Consider the following 24730-nt stretch of genomic DNA (forward strand, 5'->3'; position numbering starts at 1 on the left):
GATGTGGCCGTCACGCCACTTTATGGCAGCGCACCGCCGTGCCCCCCAGATTCACCCGCAGCGATTGCGGCATCTGGCAGCCTTCCCCGGCATACGGACAACGCTCGCGGAAAAAACACCCCAGCGGCAACTGGCGATTGCCCGGCAATTCCCCTTTGCGATCTTCAATCGTGGTGTCGCTCAGCGCACGCCCGGCACGCGGCACCGAATCCAGCAGTAGCCGGGTATAAGGATGCTGCGGCTGGCGCAAGACCTGCGCGGTTGGCCCCAGCTCAACGATCTGCCCCAAATACATCACCGCCACCCGATCGCTCATGTGCTGAACCACCGAAACGTTATGCGAGATCAGCACATAGGTCAGATTGCGCTGGCGTTGCAGTTCCACCAACAGGTTGAGGATTTGCGCCTGCACCGAGATATCCAGCGCCGACGTTGGCTCGTCCAGCACGATGATATCCGGTTGCGAGGACAGCGCGCGAGCGATGGAGATACGTTGACGCTGACCACCGGAAAACTCATGCGGCAGACGATCAATAGACTCCGGCCGCAACCCAACCTGTTGCACCAGTTCTGCCGCCAGCGCCCGCCGCTCTGCCACGCCATTATGCTGCTGCACATAGACCGGTTCGGTGATAATGCGCCATACCGGCAGACGCGGGTCGAGCGACGATTGCGGATCCTGAAACACCATCTGCATGCCGCTGCCAAACCAGGAGCCGCCTGAACGGGCGCGCAGCAGCTCACCGCTGCTGGGCTTCAGCAACCCCATCAGCAGTTGCGCCAGCGTGCTTTTGCCGCAGCCGGATTCGCCGACGATCCCCAGCGTCTCGCCGCGCATGATGTTGAGATCCAGCCCGTTGAGCGCATGGACATACTCTCTCGGCTTACCCCGCCAGTTATAGCTGGCGGGAAAACGCAGCCGCACGTCGCGCAGTTCCAGTAGCGCTTCAACGTTCATTTTGCACCTCCAGATCGATAGACTGCGGATGCCAACAGGCCACCCGTTGCGTCGGGTCAGCGGCTAATGACGCCAACTGCGGCGTTTGTCGGCATTGGCCGCTGGCGTAGCTGCACCGGTTGCTGAATGCGCAACCCGGCGGCAACGCGCTCAAATTGGGTACCGTGCCGGGAATGGCCCGCAGCAAGCTGCGCGGTTCGGCGCGTTCCGGCGCCGCCAGCAACAATCCAATGGAATACGGATGGCGCGGGTGGCCAATCACCCGCGCCGTGGCGCCGCTTTCAATCACGTGCCCGGCGTACATCACGTACACCCTGTCACAAAGCTGCGATACCACCGCCATATCGTGGGTAATAAACAGCACCGCCGTGCCGCTGGCGCGAGCCTTCTGTTGCAGCAAGCGCAGCACCTGCCGCTGCACCGTAACATCCAGTGCCGTGGTCGGTTCGTCGGCGATAATCAGTTCCGGTTCGCAGGAAAACGCCATGGCGATCAGCACCCGTTGGCGCATGCCGCCCGACAGCTCGAACGGATAGCGTTCCATCACCCGTTCCGCATCGGCAATTTGCATTTCACGCAGCAACTGGAGAGCCTTGTCACGCGCCTGCCGCGCCGACAGCCGCTGGTGCAGGCGGATCACCTCACACATCTGGCGGCCGATTTTCCGCGTCGGGTTTAGCGCACTCATCGGCTCCTGAAAAATCATCGACACCCGGGCACCGCGCAGTTGGCGCATTTGCCGCTCGCTGGCGCCGAGCACGTCGGTGCCCAACACGTCCAGTGAACCGCCGGTCACCTTGTAACCGTCCTCAGCCAGCAGGCGCAGGGTCATCATCGCCGTTACCGACTTGCCGGAGCCGGATTCCCCCACCACGCCGACAATTTCGCCGGCCTTGACCTGCAGCGAGACGCGGTTGAGCGCTTTGACGCTGCCGCCGTAGACCGGAAATTCCAGTTGCAGCTCATCAATCGATAACACCGTCGTTTCACTCATCAACGCCCCCGGGTTTTAGGATCCAGCAGGTCGCGCAGACCGTCGCCGAACAGGTTGAAGCCGGTGGCGGTGATCAGGATCGCCGTACCGGGAAAGGCCGAATACCACCACTGGTCGAGCACATAGTTGCGGCCGTTGGCCACCATCGCCCCCCATTCGGCGGTCGGTTGCTGGGCACCAAGGCCGATAAAGCCCAGCGTGGCGGCCATCAGGATGGCGGTACCGATATCCAGCGATGCCTGCACCACCAACGGCGGCATGACGTTGCGCAGTACATGCCAGCCGATCAGGTGCCAGCGCGAGGCGCCGAAGGTGCGCGCCGCCTGCATATAAGCCTGATGCCGCAACGTCAGCGTCTGCCCGCGCGCCAGCCGTACGTAAAACGGAATACGCACCACCGCAATCGCCAGCATGGCGTTGAACAGGCTTGGCCCGAGTGCGGCCGCCAGCGCCATGGTGAGCACCAGCGAAGGCACCGACAGCATGATGTCCATGCAACGCATGATCAACGCATCCACCGTGCCGCCCATCACGCCGGAGAAACAGCCGAGCAGCGAGCCGATTCCGCCCGCCAGCACCACCACCGCCAGCCCGGCGGCTACCGACTGACGGCTGCCGACCAGCACCCGGCTGAACAGATCTCGACCCACTTCGTCGGTGCCGAACCAATGTTCGGCCGAAGGCGGCAGCAGCCGTGCGGTCAGGTCAATGGCGTCCGGATTGTGCGGCGCCAGCCAGGGCGAAAACAGCATCAAAAACAGCACGCAGAACATGATGGCGGCGCCCAACAGCGTCAGCGGGCTGCGCCGTACCCGATACCAGGCGCGCCGCGCGCCGACAAAGCGCAGCACGGGTTCAGCAGCCGGCGGTTGCTCGATGTGAGACGGCGGTGGTTCAAATTGAGACGACGGTTGTTCAAATTGAGACATAGTCATTAGCCCTCGCGCCCCATTCGCGGATCGATCCACAGATAAAGCAGATCGACGATCAAATTAACCATCACATAGGCAAAAGACACCACCACGGCAAAACCCATCACCGCCGGGAAATCCAGCGCCTGAATCGAATCCACCACGTAAGCGCCCATGCCTGGCCAGGCGAATACCGTTTCGGTCAGCACCGCGCCGTACAGCAAGTCCCCCAACGCCAGCCCCAATACCGTCACCGAAGGGATCAGCGCGTTCGGCAGCGCGTGGCCGAGTACCACTCGCCAGTGCGAAAGGCCGTTGGCGCGCGCGGTGCGGATATAGTCTTCGCCCAGTTGTTCAAGCATCGCCGAGCGGATTTGCCGCGCCACCACCCCGAGGTGTACGAACGCCAGGGTCAGCGCCGGCAGGATCAGGTGCTGCAGGCTGTTCCAAAAGGCTTCGCCGTTGCCGGTCAGCAGCGAATCCAGCAGGTAGAATCCGGTAATATGGGTGGGCGGATCCAGCCAGTCGTCCAGTCTGCCGCCGCCGGGCAAGACGTTCAGTTGGCCGTAAAACAAAATGATCACCCCCAGCCCCAGCCAGAACGCCGGCGTGGAGATGCCGGTCACCGACAGCAGGCGCACCAGATGATCGGGCCATTTATTGCGGTAAACCGCCGACAGCACGCCGAGCGGCACTCCCAGCGCGATCGCCAGCAGCAAAGCGCAAAACGCCAGCTCCAGCGTAGCCGGGAAGAAGGCGCGCAGGTCGTCCAGCACTGGCCGCCCGGTGCGGATAGACGTGCCCAGATCGCCGTGCAGCAGATCCAGCACATAGCGGCCAAACTGCACGTACAACGGCTGGTCCAGCCCCAGTTGCTGGCGAATATGCCGGACGATTTCCTCGCTGGCGCGATCGCCGGCCAGCAGCCGCGCCGGATCGCCGGGGATCAGGTGCGAGATGGTAAAGGTGATGACGCACACCCCGAACATCACCAGCACCAGCCCCCAGCAGCGCTGGCGGATAAGGCTCCAAACGTTCATAGTCGTTTCCCGTGGCGCAAGGGGGCAGCCAAACGGCTGCCCGAAAGAGAATTACTTGCTCATCTGCCCAACGTTGAACACCTGTTCCAGCATCGGGTTATACACAAAGCCCTTCACTTCTTTGTTCATCGCCACCTGATAGTTTTTCTGGAACAGATAGACGTAGGCCGCCTGGTCGATGACGATTTTCTGCGCCGCCTGATAATCGGCGGTGCGCACTTGCTGATCGGACACCGAAACCGCTTTTTTCAACAGCGCATCCACCTGCGGATCGCTGTAGAACGAGCGGTTGCCCGGCAGCCCTTTTTTGTCGGATTCGAACCAGTAGTTCATGAACATGTAGGGGTCGGCGAAGTCCGGGCTCCAGTTGCCGATGGCGATGTCGTAATTGCCCTGGCCGATGCGATCGCGCATGGTGGCGTTAGCCAGCTTCTCCAGTTTGACGTTAATGCCTACCGTCGCCAGGCTGGCCTGCACCGAGAGCGCTATCGCCTCCCAGTTCGGGTCGCTGACCGAATACAGGAAGTTCAGCGACGCCGGCTTGTCTTTCACCGCCGCCAGCGCGGTCCTGGCCTTGTCCGCATCCAGGCTGTACTGCTGCGCGGCGACGTCGTAACCCCACATGCCTTCCGGGATCGGCCCGCGCATCTGTTTGCCGTTGCCGCCGAGAATGCCCTTCACCATGCCCTGATAATCCACCGCATAAGAGATGGCACGGCGCAGATCCACCTGATTCAGCGGCGCTTTGCCGTTGTTGAGATACAGATAGGTGACGCGCAACGATGGAAACTCATTAACCGCCACCTTGTTTTCGCTTTTCAGCGCCGTGAGCTGGTCGATGGGCAGAGATTCGGCGATGTCCAGATCACCGCGCGTCAGTTGCAGACGGCGGGTGGCACTTTCGGCGATGATTTTCACCGTTACGCGTTTAAACGCCGGTTTGGCGCCGCCGTAATGCGGATTTGGCACCAGTACCAACTGCTGGCCCTTCTGCCAGCGATCCAGCCTGTAAGGGCCGGAACCTGCGCTGTGATTCGCCAGCCAGGCTTTGCCTTCGTCGGCCGGATTGGCCTTGGCGATCGCCGGGTTGACGATGCCGGCGCCGTCATTGGCCAGCGTGTAGAGGAACGGGGCAAACGGCGTTTTCAGCGTGAAACGCACCGTCAGCGGATCCACCACCGTCACCTGCAGATCTTTCGGGAAGGCTTCTGACGGCCCCTGGCCGATCTTCATCAGCCGTTCAAACGACCATTTCACCGCCTCGGCGTTGACCTCGCTGCCGTCGTCAAACTTGTTGCCCGGCTTGAGCTTAAAGGTCCAGATCAGTTGATCGTCCGAAGCGGCCCAGCTTGCCGCCAGTTCGCCTTCAACCTGGGTGGAGCCTTTGCCGCCCTCGGTTTTGTATTGCACCAACCGCTGGTAGGCGGGATAAGTGACCGTCCAATCGTTGTTGTCGATGGTTACGGCCGGATCCAGCGTTTGCGGATCGGCCGCTTTGCCGATCACCAACATATCCTTGGGTACCGCCGCCTGCGCCGGGGCCAAGGTAGCCAGGCCAATAGCGACTGCCACCGCCAGCGCGGCATAGTTAACTTTGCTCATAAACTGACTCCTGGTGTGTTGAAGATGTTTTGTTTTAATCGTAAGAAAAACAGCCGAAGCGATCGGCCAACAGTGGATAGTCACCGGCGTTGGGCAGCTCAAAATGCCACCACTCGCTGGCGATACCGCAAAAACCCCCGGCGGCCATCACCGCATTCAGCAACAGCCGATTGCGCTGCACTTCCGGTGGGAAATCGGGGTAAAACGGATGGGAGCTTTCGCTCATCTCATCAAAGCCGGTGCCCATATCGAGCGCCGCACCTGCCGCATCCAGCAGCGTCACGTCGATAGCCACGCCGCGGCTGTGGTGCGAGCCGGTTTGCGTGCTGGTGACATATTGCGGATCCGGGCACGCCAGCCACAGCAGCGCCTGCGCCTGCTGCGGCCGATAAGCGTCAAACACCTTTAGCGATAAACCGGCAAGCCGCGCCGCCAGCAGGCAGCGTGTCAGCCCACGCGCTGCGTCGGGGTGCAGCAGACAGCGGTTTTCGCGGTAGATAGGCCGACCGGTGAGGTTATCGGCGCCGGCGTATTTCAGCTCTATCGGCAGATCGGGAAACGCCTCGGCCAAATCAACTAATGTTACATTGTCACTCATTACCTGTTCCCATGCGGTTAAGATTCAAATTGCCCCAGCTCTTTTTGCAGGATGCGGTTATTGGCCAGCCGTTGCTCCACCGCCGCGCCGCCCTGTTCCAGTACCGAGGACAGCAGCAGGTTGAACAGGCAGCTGAGCGGCGCCAGCGAATCCCAAAACTGGCCGGTGTCGGTTTTCACCTGCAGCAGGTCAATCGGGTAATCCCGCGCCCACGGGCAGTAAATGTCGGTAATCAGCGCCATTCGTAACCCGCGCGCGCAGGCCGCCTGGCAATACTGCCGGGCGATGGTCGAGTAGGCGCGAGTGTCGGTCAGAACCAGATAGGGCGCGCTAAATTCCGAATTGAGCGATTCCACGTAGGTGCCGGACAGCCCGTCGGCGTAATAGACCCTGGGTCGCAGATACTCCAGGTGGCTGTAAAAGGCGTTGGCGATGCCACGCGTCGATTGGATACCGACCACAAACACCGCTTCCGCCTGTGCCAGTTGGCGGCTAACCTGGTTGAACGCCTCACCGCCGGCCAACCGGTAAACGTGTTCTATCGCTTCCAGCTCCAGAGTTAACGCCTGGCGCAGCTTTTGCGGCTGCGGCTGATCGCGCCGCTGGCGGTAAGCCCCCAGACGATCGGTGACTCCCCAGGGTTGGTACAGCGCCGCCCCTTGCTCACGCAGCGTGCGTTTCAGATCGTCGAGATTGCGGTAACCCAGGCTGCGCAGATAGCGGCCGACCGAAATACCGCTGGTCGCCGTGCTGCGGGCGATGCTGTCGGCGGTTTCAAACGGTACCTGCGCCAGATTGGCCAGCAGATAACCGGCAATCCGCTTGCCGGTCGGGGTTTGTACCGCGAATGACGCTTCTATCTGTGCGATCACATCAGGATGGTCTGCCATAGTTCGCCCGCTGTTGTTGAGTTGTCATCAAGCCACCGCCTGTTACTCAGGTAACAAAGACTGATGATGACAATGCATGGCCTGTGCCAATTGCGGACTTACTGGGGATATTTCACGCGCGGCGGCGTACGGCGGCGCAGGAACGGCAAAACCTGCGGTTACAACAGAGTCATCAGTTGATAACTATTGCACAACAATTGGGCAATGCATCTGGCAATGCACCGCCGTGAACCCTTGATTTTCAATTTTATGACAGCGCTTGCGAAACCAATGCAAAAGTCTGCACGGCAGCAGGATCCGGTCTATGAGGTGTGCCGCGCACCATGATGGCGGGCGTGTCCACGCCGGGTAAACCGCGCGCGACCAGCCAAGGGCCGAGGCTGTTGGCCTGTGGCGTATCGATACGCACAAACTGGCCGGTGCAGGGCCGACACAACGCATCGATTAACGCGACGGCGGAGGCCAGCTCGGGCGCGACTACCGGGCCGATCATGTTGCCATGACCGAAGCGGCGACGCATCGCGAAACCGACGACAATCCCCCGCCGTTCCAGCACCAGCGCCTGCCCGGCGCTACTCAGCAATGTCTCCAGTAGCGGCTGGCGCCGCATGCCGCAAGCGGCGAAATCCAGCTCGGCCAAGGTCGATAGATCCCGCGGCGATGCCGGGCGCAAGGTAACTCCCTCCGGCAAAGGCTCGGCCTCGCGGGCAGGCAACTCCCGGCATTGATGCTGTGCCAGCCGCCCCTGTTCGATAAACCCCAACTGCCGATACAGCGGCTTGCCCTGTTCGGTAGCCACCAGGTGCAGTTGATAGTCAGCCAATGGCGCCACCAGCGTCTGTACCATCGCCCTGGCGATACCTTGCCCGCGATACCGTTCGTCGACAATCACCAACCCCAGCGTGGCGCGGTTCTCCCCCCACAACCAACGCAAAGCTGTGCCGACCGTCTCGCCGTTGGCCACAGCGACCACTCCCGCCCCCAATGCCCACGCCTGCTGCCAATCTTCCAGACGGTGAGGCCAGCGCGCCTGTTGCGACAGCCCGAACGCCGCCGGCAGGTCCCTTTCAATCATCGGGCGCAGGTGAATGCTTTGCTTTTCCTCGGGCACGTTTGCCTCCTGATTCAATAGGGATAACTTTGTCGGGTGGCGAAAACCGCCTCCCCGCAGAGTAGCAGATTCGGTTCTGTGCGGTGCATTGCTTATAGTCTGAATATGAACTAAATTTGACTCACCCGAGACACGAGGACGCCAGTATGAAAGTTGAAACCATCAGCTATGTAAAGAAGCACGCCGCCGCGCTCGATTTGTCTGAGCCTATTCTGGTGACGCAAAATGGTACCCCAGCTTATGTGATCGAATCTTATGAACAACACCAGCAAAGGGATGACGCCATTGCCCTGCTTAAATTGCTAACGCTGTCTGAAAAAGACAAAAAAGAAGGCAAAGTTTATTCCCGCGACCAATTGCTGGCTGATATAGATAAGTAATGCGGTCAAAAGGAGATGTCGCATGAGGGAACGGATGGATATTGAGTATACCGCATCGGCAAAGAGTACTTTGCTCGAGATTGTCCACCATTTGAAAACCAATAATGTGCTGCCGGTACCTGTCGTTGAAAGTATCATTAGCGGGTTCGAAGCAAGAGTAAGCCTCTTTCCAACCGGCTGTCAGATATGCCCTGAACTCTTGAAAATTGGCTGCGATAAATACCGTGAAAGTAATACGCTCAACGGCTATCGCGTTATTTATTCGCTGGAAGATTCGCTTATCACCGTACATGCCTTTCTTGCCCAAAAGCAGGATATTCAACAAACGCTGTTTAACCGGCTGATTGCGTCGTAATCCCGCCAGTTAAGCGGACAAGCCCTCCCATTTTTCAACCAATAAACGCAATAACCCGTTTTGCTGGTGACGACCAAGACTTGCACCCCCTGCGATAAGCCGTTAGGGTAAATTGTGATTTGCATCACAATTTTTATCTGGGGGAGTCACGGCGTCGACGGCAAACACCCTCTACAACGCCACGCACCGTTTCTCCGTCGGTCTACATGACAACAAAGTAATCAACCTGTTTATCAGCGAATTGCGCACGATATAATGGAGATGAAATGCTGAAACCGAGCCCCAATCTGTTAATTTTCACCGATCTGGACGGTTCGCTGCTGGATCATCACAGCTACCGCTGGCACGCAGCGCAGCCCTGGCTGGAGCGGCTGGCGCGCACGCAGACGCCACTGATTATCGCCACCAGTAAAACCGCCGCCGAAATCGCCCCGTTGCAGCGGCAACTCGGGCTGAGCCACTGGCCGTTTATTGCGGAAAACGGCGCGCAGATTGTCTTCCCCGCACAATGGCGCGATCGCCCCGACTATCCGACCAAACACCTGGGTGCAGATTACCCCAGCCTTTGCGCCACGCTGCGGGAACTGCGCAACCAGACCGGTTTTGCCTTTCAGGGGTTTGCCGATGTGGATGACGCAACCGTCGCGCAATGGACAGGTTTAACGCTCGATCAAGCGCATCTGGCGCGCCGGCGTGCCGGTTCTGAACCCTTGCGCTGGGCTGGTAACGATGAACAACTTACCCGGTTTCGCACGCTGCTCGCGCAGCACGATCTCGAATTAACCCAGGGCGGACGCTTTTATCACGTGATGAGCGCGGCCGTCAGCAAAGGCAATGCCGCCCGCTGGTTAACCGCGTATTACCGGTCCATGCAAGCGCGCCCTTTCACCACCCTCAGTCTGGGCGACGGCCCCAACGACATTTCCCTGCTGCAAGCCAGCGATCTGGCGGTGTTGATCCGGGGGCAGCAGGACAAACCTCTCGATTTACCGGGTAGTTTCTCCGGTCAGCTGTACCGTACGCGCCTGCAAGGCCCCCAGGGCTGGTGCGAAGGATTGGATCATTTTCTGATTAACGGGAGATCTCACCATGAGTGACTTTTATCAAGATGGCATCATCACCAACTTTCACAATCTCGCACAGCGCGAATTATCCGAGCTGGAATACGAGTTGCAGGTGTTTTCCGGCCGCAACACCATGGGGCTGATCCTGCCTTCGCTCTATTCCGAGCTGGAAGGCCCGGCGCTGGACAAGATCGTCGATGTTTTGGCGCAGGTGCCTTATCTGGAGGAGATCGTCATTGGCCTGGATCGCGCCGACCATGAGCAATTCCTGCATGCAAAAAGCTTTTTCTCCCGCCTGCCGCAGCGCCACCGCATTTTGTGGAACGACGGGCCGCGCCTGACGGCGATTGCCGACCAGCTCAGCGCCGAAGGGCTGGCGCCCAACGAGCCGGGCAAAGGCCGCAACGTGTGGTTTTGCGTCGGCTACACTCTGGCCTCACGCCGTTCCAGTTGCGTGGCGCTGCACGATTGTGACATTGTCACCTACGATCGCCGCATGCTAGCACGCCTGCTGTATCCGGTGGCTAACCCGCATTTTCATTACGATTTCTGCAAGGGTTACTATGCCCGGGTGGCTAACGGCAAGCTGAATGGCCGGGTTGGCCGGTTGCTGGTATTTCCGTTACTGAAATCGCTGCAGAAAGTGTACGGCAATTCGGATTTTCTCGACTACCTGCGCAGCTACCGCTACCCGCTCTCGGGCGAGTTCGCCATGCGCACCCACATTCTCAACAACCTGCGCATTCCCAGCGACTGGGGGTTGGAGATCGGCGTATTGTCGGAAGTCCACCGCAACACCGCCACTAATCGAATCTGCCAGGTGGATATCGCCGATAATTACGATCATAAGCACCAGGCGATGTCGGAAGAGGATCCGCATAGCGGCCTGCAGCGTATGGCGGGCGATATCACCAAGGCGCTGTACCGCAAACTGGCGATCCAGGGGGTGCCGATCACCAGCGATTCTTTTCGCGTACTGCGCGCCACCTACTACCGCACGGCGTTGGATATGATCGACGCCTTTGAGCACGATGCCAGAATGAACGGTCTGGATTTCGATCGCCACAGCGAAGAATCAGCGGTCGAGCTGTTCTCTCGGGTGATTTCGCAGGCCGGGCAAGCCTTCAGCGAAAACCCCGGCGATAAACCCTTTGTGCCAAGCTGGAACCGCGTACAATCCGCCTTCCCGGATATTCTCCAGCGGCTGTATGACGCCGTGGAACAGGACAACCAAAAGTAATTGCCTGCGCCCGCCGCAAGGCGGGTTTTACTTTTCCGCACTCATTTCCCCCTACGCCTGATAACCGGTGTTATTATTATTCTGCTCAATAATGTCCTCTTAATTCAAAGTGGTACGACAAGTTGATGGAAGCGTGGAAACTCAATCTGATTTCGGTCTGGCTCGGCTGTTTCTTCACCGGGCTGGCGATGAGCCAGATCCTCCCTTTTCTGCCGCTGTATATTGAACAGCTCGGCGTCAGCGGCCACCAATCGCTCAGCATCTGGTCAGGGTTGGTGTTTAGCGCCACCTTTTTGGTCTCTGCGCTGGTGTCGCCGCTTTGGGGCAGCCTGGCGGACCGCAAAGGCCGTAAACTGATGCTGCTGCGCGCCTCGCTGGGGATGGCGATCGTCATTGTGCTGCAGGGCATGGTGACCCACGTTTATCAGCTGTTTGCGTTGCGTGCGCTGATGGGCCTGACCTCCGGCTATATTCCCAACGCTATGGCGCTGGTGGCCTCACAGGTGCCGCGTGATAAAAGCGGTTGGGCGCTGGGTACTCTGTCTACCGGCCCGATTTCCGGGGTGATCGTCGGCCCGCTGCTGGGGGGCCTGATGGCTGATCATCTGGGCCTGCGCGTGGTGTTTTTCGTCACCGCCGGACTGATGTTCGTCAGCTTCCTCATTACCCTGTGCCTGATAAAAGAACGCCATATCGAAGTGAAAAAGGCCGACCGACTGAGCGGCAAGGCGGTATTCCAGTCGCTGCCTTATCCGGCGTTGATCGTCACGCTGTTCATCAGCACGCTGATGATCCAGTTGGCTAACTCCTCCATCAGCCCGATCCTGACGCTGTTCATCAAAGATTTGTCCGGCGACAACGGCAATATCGCTTTTATCAGCGGCATGATCGCTGCCGTTCCCGGCATTGCCGCGTTGGTTTCAGCACCGCGCCTCGGCCGGCTTGGCGACCGTATCGGCACCGCTCGCATTCTGATGGCGGCGCTGGGGTTGACCACCCTACTGTTCGCCATCATGGCCTGGGTGCAAACGCCGCTGCAATTGGGGATTTTGCGCTTCTTGCTGGGTTTCGCCGATGGCGCCTTGATGCCTGCGGTGCAGACGCTGCTGCTGAAGTATTCCTCCGATCAGGTGACCGGCCGCATTTTTGGCTATAACCAGTCGTTCATGTACCTCGGCAACGTGGTCGGCCCGCTGATAGGCTCCAGTGTTTCAGCATTAATGGGCTTTCGCTGGGTGTTTGCGGTAACGGCGGCGCTGGTGCTGATCAATTGCCTGCTGCTGCGCAGCCAGTTCAGAAAGGTGGAAAGCGCACGGAAGTGAACGACACTGTGGTTCAGAACAAGGATGTGCCGTTAACGGCACATCCTGATTGGCATTCCGGTGATTACCTTAACTCTATTTGGATAGGCTAAACCCGCATCGCCTCCAGTGCAGCGCTGCTGATTGTCAGTACGGATTTGATGCTTTGCTCAATCCTTTCGATAATCGCCTCCCTCGGACCCGTTCGCCAGGCATCGCTTTTGTAGAATTCATCCTGGGCGCTTTCAAGATGTTCGACACTGTCAAAAGCCCGGATCAGAAAGTACGAATCTGCATCGTGCAAAGAGTTCCCAAAGCGGACAACGTCAATCCCCGCCTTACGATGCAAAGGGACGCTGGTTTCCATCATGATCTTGTGAAAATCGCGGCCAGTCCCTTTCTTCAGGGTGTAAGTCAGTATCTCTACGGTTTTGTTTTCCATCCATGATCCCTCATAAGCCAAACGGCGAAAATAGGCGAGTGACGCCAGATTATGCCTCTGTCGGCTTAAAGTGATAATCAATCCAAATATGGTGCGTGCCGTCGGCGTCGATTTTCATGCCGCCAGATCCGGATATGCCTTTCAGAGCCTGGGTGCCGCTGCCATCCACGATGCAGAAAAACTCGTTCAACCGCTCGCTGCCGGTTGTCGAGGCCGAGTGAATAAAATTAAACGCCCCTTCTTTGTCGTTCACGCTCCCCGCGAAATTTTCCATTGCGATGTAACTGCCCTGTTTTCTCACCGGATCGAATGCGGCAGTAAAAATTGTTGAGGAAACCCCCTGGATCTCACCCGAATAGCGTTTCTCCATCGTGCTGACGGAAACCGGTAAGGCGGTTGCGAGCGCTGGCTCAGGGCTCAGATCGGTGGGTTTGAAATCCTTGGTAGAAAAAGTGGCTACTGCTTTCATTTAGAATCCCGTCTCTATAAAAATACCGAAAAATGGGTGCCAAGGATTGGCGCTGGAAGTGGTCTGTCCGGAAACTTAACAATACACGCACCAGGAAGAACGAAAACCTGGGATCAGTCGCGCAGCCAGGGCGTGAAAGTGACGCCGATCAGCACCCCCTCCGGGCTGAGCAGACGGGTGACGCTTTGGCCCCAGGGCTCTTCGCGGTTGGCGACCAGCAGGCGGTAGCCCTTGTCGATCAAACCTTGGGTGGCCAGCGCCATGTCGGCGACGTCAAACTCCATCCAGGCCTGCGGCACCGGCAAATCGGCCGGCCATTGTTCGCTGCCGAAGCAAGATTGCGCCGCCTGCGCCAACGGCCACAAGGCAAAGTGCTTCACCCCTTCCAGCGCGCCATGCTCGGTCAGCAGATAATCGGGATTGTCGGGCATCGGCTTGAGCGGCAGCCCCAGCGCATCAACATAAAACGCCTTGCTGTGCTCCGTTTGCTGGGTAATCGGCCCAAATCCGGCGATAAACAATACGCCAAGTCCTGCGAACTGCTGTTCCATGTTCTCTCCTGTGGGGGTTAACGCTCTTGCCGCATCTGCATAGGAGCAAATCCGTAGGTCGCTTTGAAGCGATTACTGAAATGGCTGGCGGAGCTGAAGCCGCATTCCAGCGCAATCTGCGTCAGCGGCAGCAGGCTGTGGCGCAGCAATTTTTCTGCCTGTTGCAGCCGTGCGCGCATGACAAACTGGTGTGGCGCCAGGCCGGTGTCATGTTTGAACATGCGAGCGAAGTGAAATTCACTCAACCCGGCCTGTGCCGCCAGCTCCGCCAGCAGCAGCGGCCTGTCGAGATGTTGTTCGATATACTCTTTCACCCGCCTGGCGACCGCTGGTGCCAGGCCGCCGCGCACCCTCGGCAAAGCCCATTGCAGTTGGCTGTAGCGCTGAACCAGATGCGACATCAACAAGGTTGTAGCGCTGCTGAGCGCCAACTGATTAGCGCGTTCCTGCCAGTTGCAGTCAAGCAAAAACCGGCGATACAGCAGCGTAATTTGCGGATCCTCGGCGAAGGCGCGCGGCTCGAGAGTGATCGCCGCCGGGCTGCGATCCCAGGTTTGCTCCACCACTTGTCGCAGATGCCGGTCAGTACAGTAAAAATGCACGAAAGACAAATCGCTGCGCACGTCCCAGGTGGATTCATACTGGCGGGGCATAATGCAGAAACGGTCCGGCCCGCCGCCGTTCTTCCAGCCGCCGGGTACTTTTTGATAGCACTCGTAGCCATCGGCGACGTACAGGCTCAGGGTATGGTGATCGGCGCTTTCCTGGGTAATGCGATCGTCACGGTTGGACCAGGCGGCCAGCTCCACGCCGGAACCCAACTGCACGCTGTTGTGCAACTGTGCTTTATGTTCCCGCAGTGTTTCAAACGCCTTGTATCTGGACATCGCCGGCCCCGCTTCGCTGAATTGTCTTCAGTGTAAAGAGTGACGCCACACCGCACCAGCCTGCGGCCCGCGCTTTTGCCAAAAAAAGCGCAAGAATATGCAATTGTGCGCAAAGCGCTGCAAGCGCGGCAGCAAGCAACGGCGGATACTGAGGCAGTCTATTTTCGGAGGCATTCATGAACGTGCTGTTGTACCTTGCCGTGGTGCTGATTTGGGGCACCACCTGGATTGCGATTACCCTGCAACAAGCAGGACCGGTAGCCATTCCGGTATCGATCAGTTACCGCTTCGTGGTTTCCGCCGCGGTGATGTTGTTGATTTTGCTGTTGGCACGCCGCCTGCGCCGCATTGCGCCGCGTGATCACCTGTTTTGCATCCTACAAGGCTGCTGCGTGTTCGGATTTAACTTCTACTGTTTCTATCATGCGGCGGCCTATATCAGCAGCGGGTTGGAATCCGTGATTTTCTCGATGGCGGTGCTGTTCAACGCCGTCAACGGCATGATCTTTTTCCGTCAGCGTCCCAGCCCAAACTTGCTGCCTGCGGCTGTACTGGGCCTGACCGGGATCGTCGCCCTGTTCTGGCAGGATCTGGTTGCCACGCAAATGGCGCCGGAACTGTTGCAAGGCATCGGGCTAAGCGCGCTAGGCACCTACGGTTTTTCGCTCGGTAATATGATCAGTTCACGCCATCAGCGGCGCGGGCTGGACACTCTTTCCACCAATACGTATGCCATGAGTTATGGCGCAATCCTGATGGCACTGATCGCCTTGGCCCAGGGCGCATCCTTCCAGATTGAGTTCAGCACCCGCTATATCGGCTCATTGCTGTATCTGGCGATTTTCGGGTCGGTGATTGCCTTTGCCGCTTACTTCAGCCTGCTGGGCCGCATCGGCGCAAGCGCTGCGGCCTACAGCACCCTGCTGTTCCCGCTGGTGGCGCTGAGCATTTCGACAATCTATGAAGGCTACCAGTGGCACCTCAATGCGGTGATCGGCCTGTGCCTGATCCTGTTGGGGAATATGGTGATGTTCACCAAACCCGGCATGTTCGCAGCCTTATGGCGACGGGCGGCGTAAGGAGAAACGGCAATAACAGCGGTCGACCTGGCATGCCCCTTTACAATCTTGGGAGCATGTTCATCAATTTGTTGAAATCGAAAAATTCAATTCAGAGGTATGTTTTTTTGATTAACTAACGCATAATTAATATAAATTTCCTCATCTTTTAAAAAAATTAAAGCCCGCCCAAACCGCCCGTTATGAAGCCAGTAATTTTCAAATTGCCCTCGAGTGTAGTTAATATAGCCCCACGCGGGATCATATAATTGGACAAGCTGAGAGTTCACTCCTAGAAAAACAACAAAATGCCCCTTCCCAAGCCTATTGATATGAAGGATTGCAGGAGAGTGAATCTCTTTCAACTGATTAATTGTAATTTTGACCCCAAGCACATTTAGCCCTAACACTTTAGAGAGTGTAGTTAAGTCAAGAAATGAGTATTCTGGCTTGATATCAACTTTGCTTATCAATTCTACCTCAGTGACACTTACATTATAATACTTATTTAAAACAAATCTAACAGAAGCAAGCCCACAGGTATTGTCATACAACTGTTGCCTTTCGCCATGAAATTTTCTTTCAACATACGTAGCTTGCAATGCGTTAGAGAAACACAGTATCGAAACCATCAACAATCTCAAGTTAAAACAATAAAAAAATAAATATTTTTTCATTTTAATTACAAACCAATATGCTTAATCAGAAAAACCAAAAATGGTATAAACGAAAAGTTCGCATATAAAACACCAAATTCACCTCTACCATTAATAACGACATGCCATTTTAGCCAGTGAATCACCATAGCCACCATTACTATAATTAACGAGAAAAAAGCAGTATAAATTTGTTGATTGCTAAAAACCCCACTAATTATTAAAGTAAGACAAGAGAAAATAAGCAGCCCTTTCCTCAACTCCGGAAATAAAAAGCGACCAATACGGAAGTATAATAATACTGAACCAGCGAGGGCAGAAAAGTGCAATAAATTAATCACGTTATCTCGCTTTATGGCAAGTATCGCATGAGCTTCGGCCACCACCTCGGCCAATACTTCCAAACAAGGCATTACTTGCACCAGCAGCGCTTGCCCCCAAAGCTGCGCTCGCTGCGGCACCAGTAATTGTCCCTCCTATAATACCACCAGTGGCTCCAGTAACAAAACCAGCAACGCCCGCGGTCGTCGCATTTCCCCAATTGACTGACTGCCCATTGGAATAGTCCATACCTACCGATGCGCCAGCGCCACCGACAGCACCTATAGCTCCCAAAATTAAGGGGCCTACTTTTCCTTTAGTCTCATCTAATTCTTCAATATTTAATGGATCAAATGAACTATAACCAAACTCTTTGATATCTGCGATCATAAGCAACTGATCTTTATTAAATCCTACGCTCGGTACCGCACAAACACTGTTAGGTATAAGTACTGATGATAATACATACAAAAAAATAAAAAATGATATCCTACCACACATAATTACCACCTTGGTTTTATATTGAATAATCATCCTATTACTATTATATTTTGTAGCTTAACCCAAGTGAAATTACTGAGTTTTTATTATTCCCCACACCGCCCTTTGCATTCACAGTGCTGGTTATATTATCCATCAAGTTTATACTGCACCCAATTAACATTGATGTCGTGCTATGCCACTCTCTTTTATTTACATATCGACCTTTAGAATGAATAAAATCCTTTGAAAACCCCCAGTTTAAATTTACCTCCGGATTAACCGCAAATATGACCTTGCCAGAACCGGTATATACCTTATAGTTACTTGAAAATTTCTCTTTCGATATCCCATCCAAGAGCCCCAACGAAAAAGCAAGGACAATAGGATCATAAATCCAATTCAATGCTGTACCTAATGAGTAACTATTTACACTACCATTTTTTAAGTTGACGCCACCGAATAAAACCGTAAAATCTGAAATTTTATACATTTGATAACTTACACCGACGCCTGTACCATTAAATGTGTATTCATTCTTTGAAGAGTTTGTGCCATTTTCTGTTGAAAAATGGACGTTGACCCACTGTCCATTTAATGTTGTTGACAAGGAAAGGTTGTCGGTTATTCCATATACTCCTGAAAAATATCCAGACACCCCATTACTTTCCTTGTCGTATGAGAATGACGTTCTGTCAAAAACATACCTACCAGGCCCAATCTCGTTAATGTAAACACCGGAATGACTGCCATCACTACTATTATTCAGGATATTGATGCCAGTGTTAATCGACCATTTCTTTTGTGTGGGAAGAAAGTCTTCAATCTTTAAAATTGATTTTGGTGATTCCATTACTGTTTTCATCGGTTCAGTATGCCCGGTAGGTATAGCCCCAAAAAAAAACAAAAAAATAAAGATAGTTTTCATGCCACTCCCTGTTAGTAGTCAATTCCATTATTTGATAATGATAATCGTTATCTTATTTTTACGTCAATAAAATAATTTAAAAAAAACACATAAATAATATGAATGAAATTACCATATATATCACAAATTATTATTCAATAGTCACATTAAAACTATAAGGGCATTTAAAAAAATCAAATAAAACATTCACAGGCCAACCGGCCTTCCCTTCGTTAAATCATACCCCTGACTTAGTATTCCTTCTTTTCACCCAGCAAGTATTGCCAGTGCGGCTATATTCTGAATTTGCTTATTTTTATAAGGAAATCAGAATGTTGATTAATCCGATAAAGAACCGGTGATCGGCCTGTGCCTGATCCTGTTGGGGAATATGGTGATGTTCACCAAACCTGGCATGTTCGCAGCCTTATGGCGACGGGCGGCGTAAGCTATCCTTCCCCTCTAACCATTGACGGAAGGCTCGTCGACCATGGCGAGATTAAACGGCGTCACCACACTTACCCTTGAGAACTCGTGGGTGACGATACTACCGGGAAGAAACCCGTGGTATTGCAGGATTGTCTGGAAGGCGCTGCGTGCGTCGCGTTGCAGATCGTGATCGATCACCGCATCTATTCTCTCCTGTGCCAGCAATTGGCGGTTTTCGTGATCCAGATCGTGGCCGATAAACACAGCCAGCCGTCTCTGTTGGCGGCTAAAGGCTTCGACAATCGCGGAGTTACCCCCACCGACGCTGTATACCGCATGAATATCCGGATAGCGCAGCAAGGTTTCTGTCACACGCTGCAACGTAGGCGCATGCACCCCCATCCCGCCGCTGATGTCCACCACACTCAGGTGCGCAGCCCGTTCACGCAGCCATTGGCGAAAACCGCTCTCTCTTTCTTCCTCGCCGCGAAAACCCTGGCTACCGATCACCACCGCCACGCACTGTGGCTGCTGCGGCAACCAACGCGCCAGTAGATAGGCGGCAGTGCGGCCGGCGGCACGGTTATCCATGCCGATATAACCGATCCGCCTGCTTTGCGGCAGATCCGTGACTATCGTCACCACCGGTATCCCCTGTTGCTGCAACAGGCCGACGCTGTCATTGAGTAATTGTTCATCGCTCACCTTCAGGATCACCCCGTAGGAACCCTGATTGCGGCAGCGTTCCAGCACCTGTAACAGTTCATCGGTATTGGCCTGCTCAAAAATATGGAAACGCAGCTGAATACGAAACGGCGCGAAGCTGCCGAGTTGGCTGCACAACGCTTCCGTTACCAAGCGGCTAAAGCGTTCCGGCGTATGCATCACTACGTCAATCGGCAGCGTGCGACCGCTGGCCAAGCTGTTATGGTGCTGGCTTTCCAAATCCTGTAACGCCTGTTCAATCCGCCTCAGCGTTTGTTGATGCACCTTGCCCCGCTGATGCAGCGCGCGATCGACCGTTGCCTTGCTGACGCCCGCCTGCGCAGCAATTTGCTTGATAGAGAATTTCATCGCACCTCCAATTGAGGTCTTTTTGAGGTTTCAGTGAGGTTTTGTTAATCAAATGTAGATGCTAGGGTTATTAATAGCAACAGACCACAAAAATAACCATTTGATTTTAATATAAAAAAAATACCGAGGTTGATGCGATGAGCGAAAATGTAAACAGTATATTTTCCGGCAACTACTACGTGGTGACCGGCGCCACTCAGGGGCTGGGGGCGGCAGTGGCGCAATTGCTGGCAGAGCGCGGTGCAGCCGGGCTGATGCTTTGCGGCCGCAATAGTCAGGCAGGAGCGGCCCAGGCGGACAAGCTGCGCGCCACTGGCTGTGACGCCCACTTTATCACCGCGGATATTGCCGAACCGGCGGTTTGTCGTAACGTCATCACCGAGGCGGAACGCCGCTTTGGTACCTTGCACGGTTTGGTCAACTGCGCCGGCATGTCCGATCGTGGAACAATACTCGACACCACGCCAGAACTGTTCGACGCCATCTTCGCCGTCAATATCCGTGCCCCCTTCTTCCTGATGCAAGAGGCCATCAAGGTGATGATCAAACGCCGGGTGGCCGGTACGATAGTCAATATCATCACCATCACCGCCCACGGCGGCCAGTCGTTTTTGGCGCCTTATGCCGCATCGAAAGGCGCGTTGACCACGCTGACCAAAAACGTCGCCTTTAGCGCCATGCGCAACCGTATCAGGGTGAACGGCCTGAACATCGGCTGGATGGATACACCGCATGAACATGAGATCCAGCGCCAGTATCATGACGCCGACGAAGACTGGTTGGCGCAGGCCGAACGGGAACAACCCTTTGGCCGTCTGTTAAAAACTCGGGAAGTGGCGCGCGCGGTGGCTTTCTTGCTGTCTGAGGAATCCGGCATGATGACAGGTGCGGTTATCGACTTCGATCAGGGAGTGATCGGCTGCGGTGACGGCGGTTCACCAAAACCGGAACGGCCGTTGAGCCTGGCAGCGGGAGAACATCATGACTGACACCCTGTTTTTACAGCCGGACGCTCTCTCGGCGAATGCCTTTAGCCTATTATGTGAGCAATCGCTAACATTGAGCGATTATCCGCTTGCTGCCGAAGCGGAAAAAAACGTGCTGATTTATCACAATGCCGCGCTGCTGGAACCTGTCCAGAGCGATAAAATCGCCGTGCTGAGCGAACTGCATCGGGCTCTTTCCACTGGCCCCGGCGTACTGGTCATCAAAGGAGCCTATCCCGACTCAGAGGTGATTGAGCGGCACAACCGGGTTTTCGACGCCATTTTTCAGCAGGAAGCGGCCAGAGGGAACGCAGGTGATCACTTTTCTGCCGCCGGCAATAATGGCCGCATCTGGAATTCGCTGCAAAAAACCGCCGAGCAGGATGCCGGCTCCTTCATCGAATACTATTCCAATCCCACGCTGGCGCTGGTTAGCGAAGCCTGGCTCGGCCCCTGGTATCAAATGACTGCGCAGGTGAACGTAGTCCGCCCCGGCGGTAAGGCGCAGCAACCACACCGCGATTACCATTTGGGCTTTCAGGAAAACCGCGATGTGCAGCGCTTTCCGCTGCCGTTACAGCTATTGTCGCAGTATTTGACGCTACAGGGCGCGGTGGCGCATTCGGCGATGCCGCTGGAGTCCGGCCCAACGCAACTGCTGCCGTTTTCTCAACAATATCCGGGGGGGTACCTGGCCTGGCGGCAACCGGAGTTTATAGACTATTTCCGGCAGCATGCGGTGCAGTTGCCACTGGCACAGGGCGATGCGTTGTTCTTTAACCCGGCGCTGTTCCATGCCGCCGGCAATAACGTTACTCGTGACCATGTGCGTATCGCCAACCTGCTGCAGGTTTCATCGGCGTTTGGCAAGCCGATGGAAACCGTCAACCGGCTACGCCTGCTGCAACTGATCTATCCGGCGCTGCGCCAGCGTTATCAAAACGAGCAATTGCATGGTGCGGAGCTGGCGGCATTGGTCGCGGCTGCGGCGGACGGCTACTCCTTTCCCACCAATCTGGACAGCGATCCGCCGCTGGCTGGTCTGGCACCACAGACGCAACAGCAATTGCTTTTGCACGCCCTGCAAGAAGACTGGAATGCCGAATATTTCAACCAGCAGTTGGAACGCCAACAGCGTTTGCGCAGCGCCTGACACCGGAGTATTTCAGCAGGCTACAGTGCCCTGCTGAATGACAAAATGGTCGTGCTGCAACCGACAGGCCCTGTCGTCTGCATCAGTTGCCAGACAGAGTTCGACGTCGGCGACGAACCCGCGTTCAATCAACTCGCGCGCTGAGCTGCACTGACGCAATGCAGTCGCAGGCAACGCATGGAAGCTTGCTGCCGCCGCCAGTGCCTCCGGCGACGGGTTTCTTTCTGGCAGTTGGGCGATGATCCCGCCAGCGACCAGCCAATCCTCAAGAGCCGGTCGCAGGCTGCCGTCCGGCCATTTTTCGCCGCTGGGGATTACCAATATGTTTCGATACGCTGCACAGGCAATGGCTGTCGCTTTAAGGTTGCGCAGGCAGGCGCAGAATACCGCAGCCCCTGAGTCTCGAGCCTTAAAAGCCAACGAAGAACCATTGGGGGACGGGAGCACCAGCTTGGTCTGCGCAGGAATATTGACCAACGAGAGTGGCGAAAGCGAATACCCTGCGCCATCAAAACGCCGGGTGTTGCTAGCCGTTACCGCGCCTAGCTTGCTTGCATAATCCTTGGCCGAGTCATCTTTCCATGCATAGGGATAGACGCTGGCTCCCCGTTTGGTTGCCACGCTGACACAGGTTGAAAACGACATCACATCGACAATGATGACGCAATCAACGTCGCCCGCCATATGCTCGATGGCGTTTGATCCCCACTCAAGACGAATATCGAATGGAAGTTGCGAAAAATAGCCCATCTACGGCTCCATAACGAAAAAGAAAGAGCGAAACATCGGATGATATGACACCTCCGCGCCATGAATAACAACCCCGTCCCCCGCAATACCAGACGGCAACGCCGGCAACTTTTCTATCATCAGTTCCCGTAGCAGGCGTGGATGGTCAAGTCGCGATTAATCGTTGACCTGCGCAACAACCCCTTTGGAAGTTTAACCCGTCCCTGAGCACCATGCTCTTCAAGCAACTGAATGGCACGAGTCGTGGACAGATGACGGCCTGCTTTATTGGTGGTGCGTAATTTCAATGCAGCGATCGGTTCACAATAGTGTTCGAGTTCGGGCGGTGGTGACGGAAATGCCATACAGCAGCGCTATCGCGGTGATCTGGGCCGTGCTTCGGGCTTTTTGGTGGGGCGGTCAAGCGTTGCCGCAGTTGCAACAGAGAGTTGGTAGGAATGGCCTTACGCCAGCGGCTCATCGCGGTCTAGCACACGATAGACAGAAGGCCCGGCCGATCCCCATTTACGGCGCAGTTACAACAGCTGAGCTTCTATCCTGTTTAATCCCTTGCCCTTATTTTTCCGCGACAGCTTCACCTGCCCTATTTCACCCGTGTTTGATACGTGAGTCCCGCAACAGGCCATTCTGATACCGGCACAGCACCAAATCCTTAGGTCATCCTGAAATTCAAATTTCACCGGATGCCCCTGCCGGATAAAATCATTCACTTCCAGCTCAAGAACGGAGAGCGAACTGGGATCAAGGTTTTTTGCCAACAGATAGTCGGTACGATCCTTCAGGCAGTTCACAAATGACCCTTCAACGGACAGGAAATCCGGGCTTCTGCTGAGAAAATATTCGACAAGATGACTGGCCGTATGCAGACGCATGGTGTTCAGCCTGCGGGCCCTGTCAATTTTACCGTTGATGAGCTGTCCCACCGCGAAGCCATCCACGTTCAGATAATGCTTAACAGATGCGCTGAAATCCAGCCTTCCTTCCTCTGTCGTGTCAACCTGTACTGCTGTGACTTCCCGGCCCTCTATGAAGCCTATATCGTAATCCTGATTTCCAGACAGCGGATAGAACAACGTCTGGTCAAGAACTATGTACTCATCGCCGATGAACGTAATCCTTGCCTGAAACTCATGTTCATATGGCTTTTCATCAAACAGTCTTTTTGTAGTTAACATAATGAGACTCTTAAAGAGAATAAAAAAATGGAATCAGGAAAGGTACGATGATCGTGATAATGCCACCTGAGAGTAAGGCCACCGGAACGTAGGATACGCCGCAGTGCTTCTCGATGATGGGCAGAGTGACATCCATGGCCGTGGCACCGGCCACGCCGATCGCAATATTGCCGTTTCCTAACCTTGAGAGCGTCGGAATAAGCAGCAGGGCAATGGCCTCCCGGAAGAGATCGCAGAGGAAAGCTACCGAGCCTAAAAGCGGGTCCCCCATTTTGGTGAATAAAATCCCCGAAAGTGTGTACCAGCCGAAACCGGAACTGACCGCCAGGCTGTGCGTAAGGGACAGGGGTAAAAAGACTGAAACAGCGGCCGCGCCGATATAGGACGCGAGCACGGTGAAACATGTCATTATGATGTTCGTCCGGTTAAGGAAGATTTCACGAAGATTAAGCCCTGCATAAGAAAGCTTTACCGCAATGACGAAGATCAGCAGATATAGCAGCCAGGAAATAACCGGGTCATAATCCATATCGGGTATAACCCTGAAAAAACCGGCCAGGAATCCTATTATTACCAGCCCTGCCAGGAGAAGTGGATCTTTTATATAGCCCATGATGTCGAATGCAGCTGCTTGACCGGAGTTAAGCGAATTTTTCTCTCCGCCTTCGGGCCGCGTACGAAGATGAAATATTTTTAACACGATCGCTATCGAGAGCGAGGATGCTGTGGCGATACACAGAGCATTGATCCCCACCAGGCTGAGTTTATCCATAATGTCCGGGATCAGCCCAACGGTAATCCCCATCAAAATGAGCAGGGCGTAAAGGCAGGCGTTTGAAACCTTCTCAACCGCGCTGATACCAAGATGAGAATAAAATTTCTTAAAATTAAATCCCAGGATAAAAGCTATCAGAATAGGAAAAAGATTGATAAATGCAAGATACATAA

At 55.2% G+C, this 24730-nt stretch carries 28 protein-coding genes and 1 pseudogene; 8 read left to right on the forward strand and 21 right to left on the reverse strand.

Annotated elements, in window-relative coordinates; genetic code table 11:
• Positions 1-10 precede the first annotated feature (10 nt).
• The 8 genes from D4100_RS02460 to D4100_RS02495 form a co-directional block, all read right to left on the reverse strand.
• Complete coding sequence (locus D4100_RS02460; RefSeq protein WP_119802918.1) at positions 11-958, reverse strand: oligopeptide/dipeptide ABC transporter ATP-binding protein; 948 nt, start codon at positions 956-958, stop codon at positions 11-13.
• A complete protein-coding gene (locus D4100_RS02465) occupies positions 948-1952 on the reverse strand; it encodes an ABC transporter ATP-binding protein (RefSeq protein ID WP_119802920.1) in 1005 nt (334 codons plus the stop codon). Before D4100_RS02465 ends, D4100_RS02460 begins: the two co-directional genes overlap by 11 nt.
• Positions 1952-2887, reverse strand: a complete 936-nt coding sequence (gene ddpC, locus D4100_RS02470; RefSeq protein ID WP_199685636.1) for a D,D-dipeptide ABC transporter permease — start codon at positions 2885-2887, stop codon at positions 1952-1954. Before ddpC ends, D4100_RS02465 begins: the two co-directional genes overlap by 1 nt.
• Complete coding sequence (locus D4100_RS02475; RefSeq protein ID WP_004944186.1) at positions 2887-3903, reverse strand: ABC transporter permease; 1017 nt, start codon at positions 3901-3903, stop codon at positions 2887-2889. Before D4100_RS02475 ends, ddpC begins: the two co-directional genes overlap by 1 nt.
• A gap of 51 nt (positions 3904-3954) precedes the next feature.
• A complete protein-coding gene (locus D4100_RS02480; protein WP_119802922.1) occupies positions 3955-5505 on the reverse strand; it encodes an ABC transporter substrate-binding protein in 1551 nt (516 codons plus the stop codon).
• 34 nt (positions 5506-5539) lie between these two features.
• The gene (ddpX, locus tag D4100_RS02485) at positions 5540-6103 is read right to left on the reverse strand and encodes a D-alanyl-D-alanine dipeptidase (protein ID WP_006318769.1); all 564 of its coding nucleotides are present in this window, start codon (positions 6101-6103) and stop codon (positions 5540-5542) included.
• A gap of 17 nt (positions 6104-6120) precedes the next feature.
• Complete coding sequence (locus tag D4100_RS02490; RefSeq protein ID WP_119802924.1) at positions 6121-6993, reverse strand: MurR/RpiR family transcriptional regulator; 873 nt, start codon at positions 6991-6993, stop codon at positions 6121-6123.
• A gap of 247 nt (positions 6994-7240) precedes the next feature.
• Positions 7241-8104 carry a GNAT family N-acetyltransferase gene (locus D4100_RS02495; protein ID WP_119802926.1) on the reverse strand — a complete coding sequence of 288 codons (864 nt, stop codon included), beginning with the start codon at positions 8102-8104 and terminating at the stop codon, positions 7241-7243.
• A 146-nt stretch (positions 8105-8250) separates the two neighbouring features.
• Here D4100_RS02495 and D4100_RS02500 point away from each other — a divergent pair, with 146 nt between their 5' ends.
• The 5 genes from D4100_RS02500 (at position 8251) to D4100_RS02520 (ending at position 12465) form a co-directional block, all read left to right on the forward strand.
• Positions 8251-8484, forward strand: a complete 234-nt coding sequence (locus tag D4100_RS02500) for a type II toxin-antitoxin system Phd/YefM family antitoxin (protein WP_006318766.1) — start codon at positions 8251-8253, stop codon at positions 8482-8484.
• 22 nt (positions 8485-8506) lie between these two features.
• Positions 8507-8839, forward strand: coding sequence for a type II toxin-antitoxin system RelE/ParE family toxin (locus D4100_RS02505; RefSeq protein WP_119802928.1), 333 nt, complete (start codon positions 8507-8509; stop codon positions 8837-8839).
• Between the two features lie 266 nt (positions 8840-9105).
• Positions 9106-9936, forward strand: coding sequence for a mannosyl-3-phosphoglycerate phosphatase-related protein (locus D4100_RS02510; protein ID WP_119802930.1), 831 nt, complete (start codon positions 9106-9108; stop codon positions 9934-9936).
• Complete coding sequence (locus D4100_RS02515; protein ID WP_006318763.1) at positions 9929-11143, forward strand: glycosyltransferase family protein; 1215 nt, start codon at positions 9929-9931, stop codon at positions 11141-11143. The genes D4100_RS02510 and D4100_RS02515 overlap by 8 nt, the downstream gene beginning before the upstream one ends.
• Positions 11144-11268: 125 nt before the next feature.
• Positions 11269-12465 carry a multidrug efflux MFS transporter gene (locus D4100_RS02520; protein WP_119802932.1) on the forward strand — a complete coding sequence of 399 codons (1197 nt, stop codon included), beginning with the start codon at positions 11269-11271 and terminating at the stop codon, positions 12463-12465.
• Positions 12466-12553: 88 nt separating this feature from the next.
• Here the strand turns inward: D4100_RS02520 and D4100_RS02525 are convergent, their stop codons facing one another.
• The 4 genes from D4100_RS02525 to D4100_RS02540 form a co-directional block, all read right to left on the reverse strand.
• A complete protein-coding gene (locus tag D4100_RS02525) occupies positions 12554-12886 on the reverse strand; it encodes an NIPSNAP family protein (RefSeq protein ID WP_119802934.1) in 333 nt (110 codons plus the stop codon).
• Positions 12887-12935: 49 nt separating this feature from the next.
• Positions 12936-13355 carry a DUF3224 domain-containing protein gene (locus tag D4100_RS02530; protein ID WP_119802936.1) on the reverse strand — a complete coding sequence of 140 codons (420 nt, stop codon included), beginning with the start codon at positions 13353-13355 and terminating at the stop codon, positions 12936-12938.
• A gap of 113 nt (positions 13356-13468) precedes the next feature.
• Entirely contained in the window at positions 13469-13906 is a 438-nt protein-coding gene (locus tag D4100_RS02535; protein WP_006318757.1) for a VOC family protein, read from the reverse strand.
• A 17-nt stretch (positions 13907-13923) separates the two neighbouring features.
• Positions 13924-14793: a helix-turn-helix domain-containing protein gene (locus tag D4100_RS02540; RefSeq protein WP_119802938.1), complete on the reverse strand. Its 870-nt coding sequence runs from the start codon at positions 14791-14793 to the stop codon at positions 13924-13926.
• Between the two features lie 176 nt (positions 14794-14969).
• On the opposite strand from D4100_RS02540, the gene D4100_RS02545 reads away from it, so the two are divergent.
• Positions 14970-15872, forward strand: coding sequence for a DMT family transporter (locus tag D4100_RS02545; protein ID WP_119802940.1), 903 nt, complete (start codon positions 14970-14972; stop codon positions 15870-15872).
• Between the two features lie 86 nt (positions 15873-15958).
• Here D4100_RS02545 and D4100_RS02550 read toward each other — a convergent pair whose 3' ends face one another.
• The 5 genes from D4100_RS02550 to D4100_RS02565 all read right to left on the reverse strand — a co-directional run bounded on the left by D4100_RS02550 (position 15959) and on the right by D4100_RS02565 (position 19718).
• Positions 15959-16483: a C39 family peptidase gene (locus tag D4100_RS02550; protein WP_119802942.1), complete on the reverse strand. Its 525-nt coding sequence runs from the start codon at positions 16481-16483 to the stop codon at positions 15959-15961.
• A 50-nt stretch (positions 16484-16533) separates the two neighbouring features.
• Complete coding sequence (locus D4100_RS02555; RefSeq protein ID WP_214609631.1) at positions 16534-16911, reverse strand: hypothetical protein; 378 nt, start codon at positions 16909-16911, stop codon at positions 16534-16536.
• Entirely contained in the window at positions 16850-17362 is a 513-nt protein-coding gene (locus D4100_RS25555) for a hypothetical protein (RefSeq protein ID WP_147417736.1), read from the reverse strand. The genes D4100_RS02555 and D4100_RS25555 overlap by 62 nt, the downstream gene beginning before the upstream one ends.
• Positions 17363-17372: 10 nt before the next feature.
• Positions 17373-18236, reverse strand: coding sequence for a hypothetical protein (locus tag D4100_RS02560; RefSeq protein WP_119802946.1), 864 nt, complete (start codon positions 18234-18236; stop codon positions 17373-17375).
• 441 nt (positions 18237-18677) lie between these two features.
• Positions 18678-19718 (reverse strand): LacI family DNA-binding transcriptional regulator, encoded by a 1041-nt coding sequence (locus D4100_RS02565; RefSeq protein WP_006318751.1) that lies wholly within the window; start codon positions 19716-19718, stop codon positions 18678-18680.
• A gap of 137 nt (positions 19719-19855) precedes the next feature.
• Between D4100_RS02565 and D4100_RS02570 the strand changes: the two genes are divergently transcribed.
• Positions 19856-20707 (forward strand): SDR family oxidoreductase, encoded by an 852-nt coding sequence (locus D4100_RS02570; protein ID WP_119802948.1) that lies wholly within the window; start codon positions 19856-19858, stop codon positions 20705-20707.
• Positions 20700-21857, forward strand: a complete 1158-nt coding sequence (locus D4100_RS02575; protein ID WP_119802950.1) for a phytanoyl-CoA dioxygenase family protein — start codon at positions 20700-20702, stop codon at positions 21855-21857. The genes D4100_RS02570 and D4100_RS02575 overlap by 8 nt, the downstream gene beginning before the upstream one ends.
• A gap of 12 nt (positions 21858-21869) precedes the next feature.
• Here the strand turns inward: D4100_RS02575 and D4100_RS02580 are convergent, their stop codons facing one another.
• The 4 genes and pseudogenes from D4100_RS02580 to D4100_RS02595 all read right to left on the reverse strand — a co-directional run bounded on the left by D4100_RS02580 (position 21870) and on the right by D4100_RS02595 (position 24728).
• Positions 21870-22607: a 2-phosphosulfolactate phosphatase gene (locus D4100_RS02580; protein WP_119802952.1), complete on the reverse strand. Its 738-nt coding sequence runs from the start codon at positions 22605-22607 to the stop codon at positions 21870-21872.
• Positions 22608-22753: 146 nt separating this feature from the next.
• Positions 22754-23067 (reverse strand): annotated as a pseudogene (locus tag D4100_RS26050) (IS481 family transposase); the annotation flags it as partial.
• Between the two features lie 55 nt (positions 23068-23122).
• Complete coding sequence (locus D4100_RS02590) at positions 23123-23782, reverse strand: alanine--tRNA ligase-related protein (protein ID WP_006318744.1); 660 nt, start codon at positions 23780-23782, stop codon at positions 23123-23125.
• Between the two features lie 10 nt (positions 23783-23792).
• Positions 23793-24728 carry a LysO family transporter gene (locus tag D4100_RS02595; protein WP_006318742.1) on the reverse strand — a complete coding sequence of 312 codons (936 nt, stop codon included), beginning with the start codon at positions 24726-24728 and terminating at the stop codon, positions 23793-23795.
• Between the last annotated feature and the right edge of the window lie 2 nt (positions 24729-24730).

Origin of the sequence: Serratia inhibens, assembly GCF_003591175.1 — a bacterium.
Lineage (GTDB): Bacteria > Pseudomonadota > Gammaproteobacteria > Enterobacterales > Enterobacteriaceae > Serratia > Serratia inhibens.

Excerpts from the sequence above, each read along its gene's own strand:
- D4100_RS02460 (WP_119802918.1), bottom strand. The coding sequence starts at position 958 with ATGAACGTTGAAGCGCTACTGGAACTGCGCGACGTGCGGCTGCGTTTT.
- D4100_RS02465 (WP_119802920.1), bottom strand. The coding sequence starts at position 1,952 with ATGAGTGAAACGACGGTGTTATCGATTGATGAGCTGCAACTGGAATTT.
- ddpC (WP_199685636.1), bottom strand. The coding sequence starts at position 2,887 with ATGACTATGTCTCAATTTGAACAACCGTCGTCTCAATTTGAACCACCG.
- D4100_RS02475 (WP_004944186.1), bottom strand. The coding sequence starts at position 3,903 with ATGAACGTTTGGAGCCTTATCCGCCAGCGCTGCTGGGGGCTGGTGCTG.
- D4100_RS02480 (WP_119802922.1), bottom strand. The coding sequence starts at position 5,505 with ATGAGCAAAGTTAACTATGCCGCGCTGGCGGTGGCAGTCGCTATTGGC.
- ddpX (WP_006318769.1), bottom strand. The coding sequence starts at position 6,103 with ATGAGTGACAATGTAACATTAGTTGATTTGGCCGAGGCGTTTCCCGAT.
- D4100_RS02490 (WP_119802924.1), bottom strand. The coding sequence starts at position 6,993 with ATGGCAGACCATCCTGATGTGATCGCACAGATAGAAGCGTCATTCGCG.
- D4100_RS02500 (WP_006318766.1), top strand. The coding sequence starts at position 8,251 with ATGAAAGTTGAAACCATCAGCTATGTAAAGAAGCACGCCGCCGCGCTC.
- D4100_RS02505 (WP_119802928.1), top strand. The coding sequence starts at position 8,507 with ATGAGGGAACGGATGGATATTGAGTATACCGCATCGGCAAAGAGTACT.
- D4100_RS02510 (WP_119802930.1), top strand. The coding sequence starts at position 9,106 with ATGCTGAAACCGAGCCCCAATCTGTTAATTTTCACCGATCTGGACGGT.
- D4100_RS02515 (WP_006318763.1), top strand. The coding sequence starts at position 9,929 with ATGAGTGACTTTTATCAAGATGGCATCATCACCAACTTTCACAATCTC.
- D4100_RS02520 (WP_119802932.1), top strand. The coding sequence starts at position 11,269 with ATGGAAGCGTGGAAACTCAATCTGATTTCGGTCTGGCTCGGCTGTTTC.
- D4100_RS02525 (WP_119802934.1), bottom strand. The coding sequence starts at position 12,886 with ATGGAAAACAAAACCGTAGAGATACTGACTTACACCCTGAAGAAAGGG.
- D4100_RS02530 (WP_119802936.1), bottom strand. The coding sequence starts at position 13,355 with ATGAAAGCAGTAGCCACTTTTTCTACCAAGGATTTCAAACCCACCGAT.
- D4100_RS02535 (WP_006318757.1), bottom strand. The coding sequence starts at position 13,906 with ATGGAACAGCAGTTCGCAGGACTTGGCGTATTGTTTATCGCCGGATTT.
- D4100_RS02540 (WP_119802938.1), bottom strand. The coding sequence starts at position 14,793 with ATGTCCAGATACAAGGCGTTTGAAACACTGCGGGAACATAAAGCACAG.
- D4100_RS02545 (WP_119802940.1), top strand. The coding sequence starts at position 14,970 with ATGAACGTGCTGTTGTACCTTGCCGTGGTGCTGATTTGGGGCACCACC.
- D4100_RS02550 (WP_119802942.1), bottom strand. The coding sequence starts at position 16,483 with ATGGTTTCGATACTGTGTTTCTCTAACGCATTGCAAGCTACGTATGTT.
- D4100_RS25555 (WP_147417736.1), bottom strand. The coding sequence starts at position 17,362 with ATGATTATTCAATATAAAACCAAGGTGGTAATTATGTGTGGTAGGATA.
- D4100_RS02560 (WP_119802946.1), bottom strand. The coding sequence starts at position 18,236 with ATGAAAACTATCTTTATTTTTTTGTTTTTTTTTGGGGCTATACCTACC.
- D4100_RS02565 (WP_006318751.1), bottom strand. The coding sequence starts at position 19,718 with ATGAAATTCTCTATCAAGCAAATTGCTGCGCAGGCGGGCGTCAGCAAG.
- D4100_RS02570 (WP_119802948.1), top strand. The coding sequence starts at position 19,856 with ATGAGCGAAAATGTAAACAGTATATTTTCCGGCAACTACTACGTGGTG.
- D4100_RS02575 (WP_119802950.1), top strand. The coding sequence starts at position 20,700 with ATGACTGACACCCTGTTTTTACAGCCGGACGCTCTCTCGGCGAATGCC.
- D4100_RS02580 (WP_119802952.1), bottom strand. The coding sequence starts at position 22,607 with ATGGGCTATTTTTCGCAACTTCCATTCGATATTCGTCTTGAGTGGGGA.
- D4100_RS02590 (WP_006318744.1), bottom strand. The coding sequence starts at position 23,782 with ATGTTAACTACAAAAAGACTGTTTGATGAAAAGCCATATGAACATGAG.
- D4100_RS02595 (WP_006318742.1), bottom strand. The coding sequence starts at position 24,728 with ATGTATCTTGCATTTATCAATCTTTTTCCTATTCTGATAGCTTTTATC.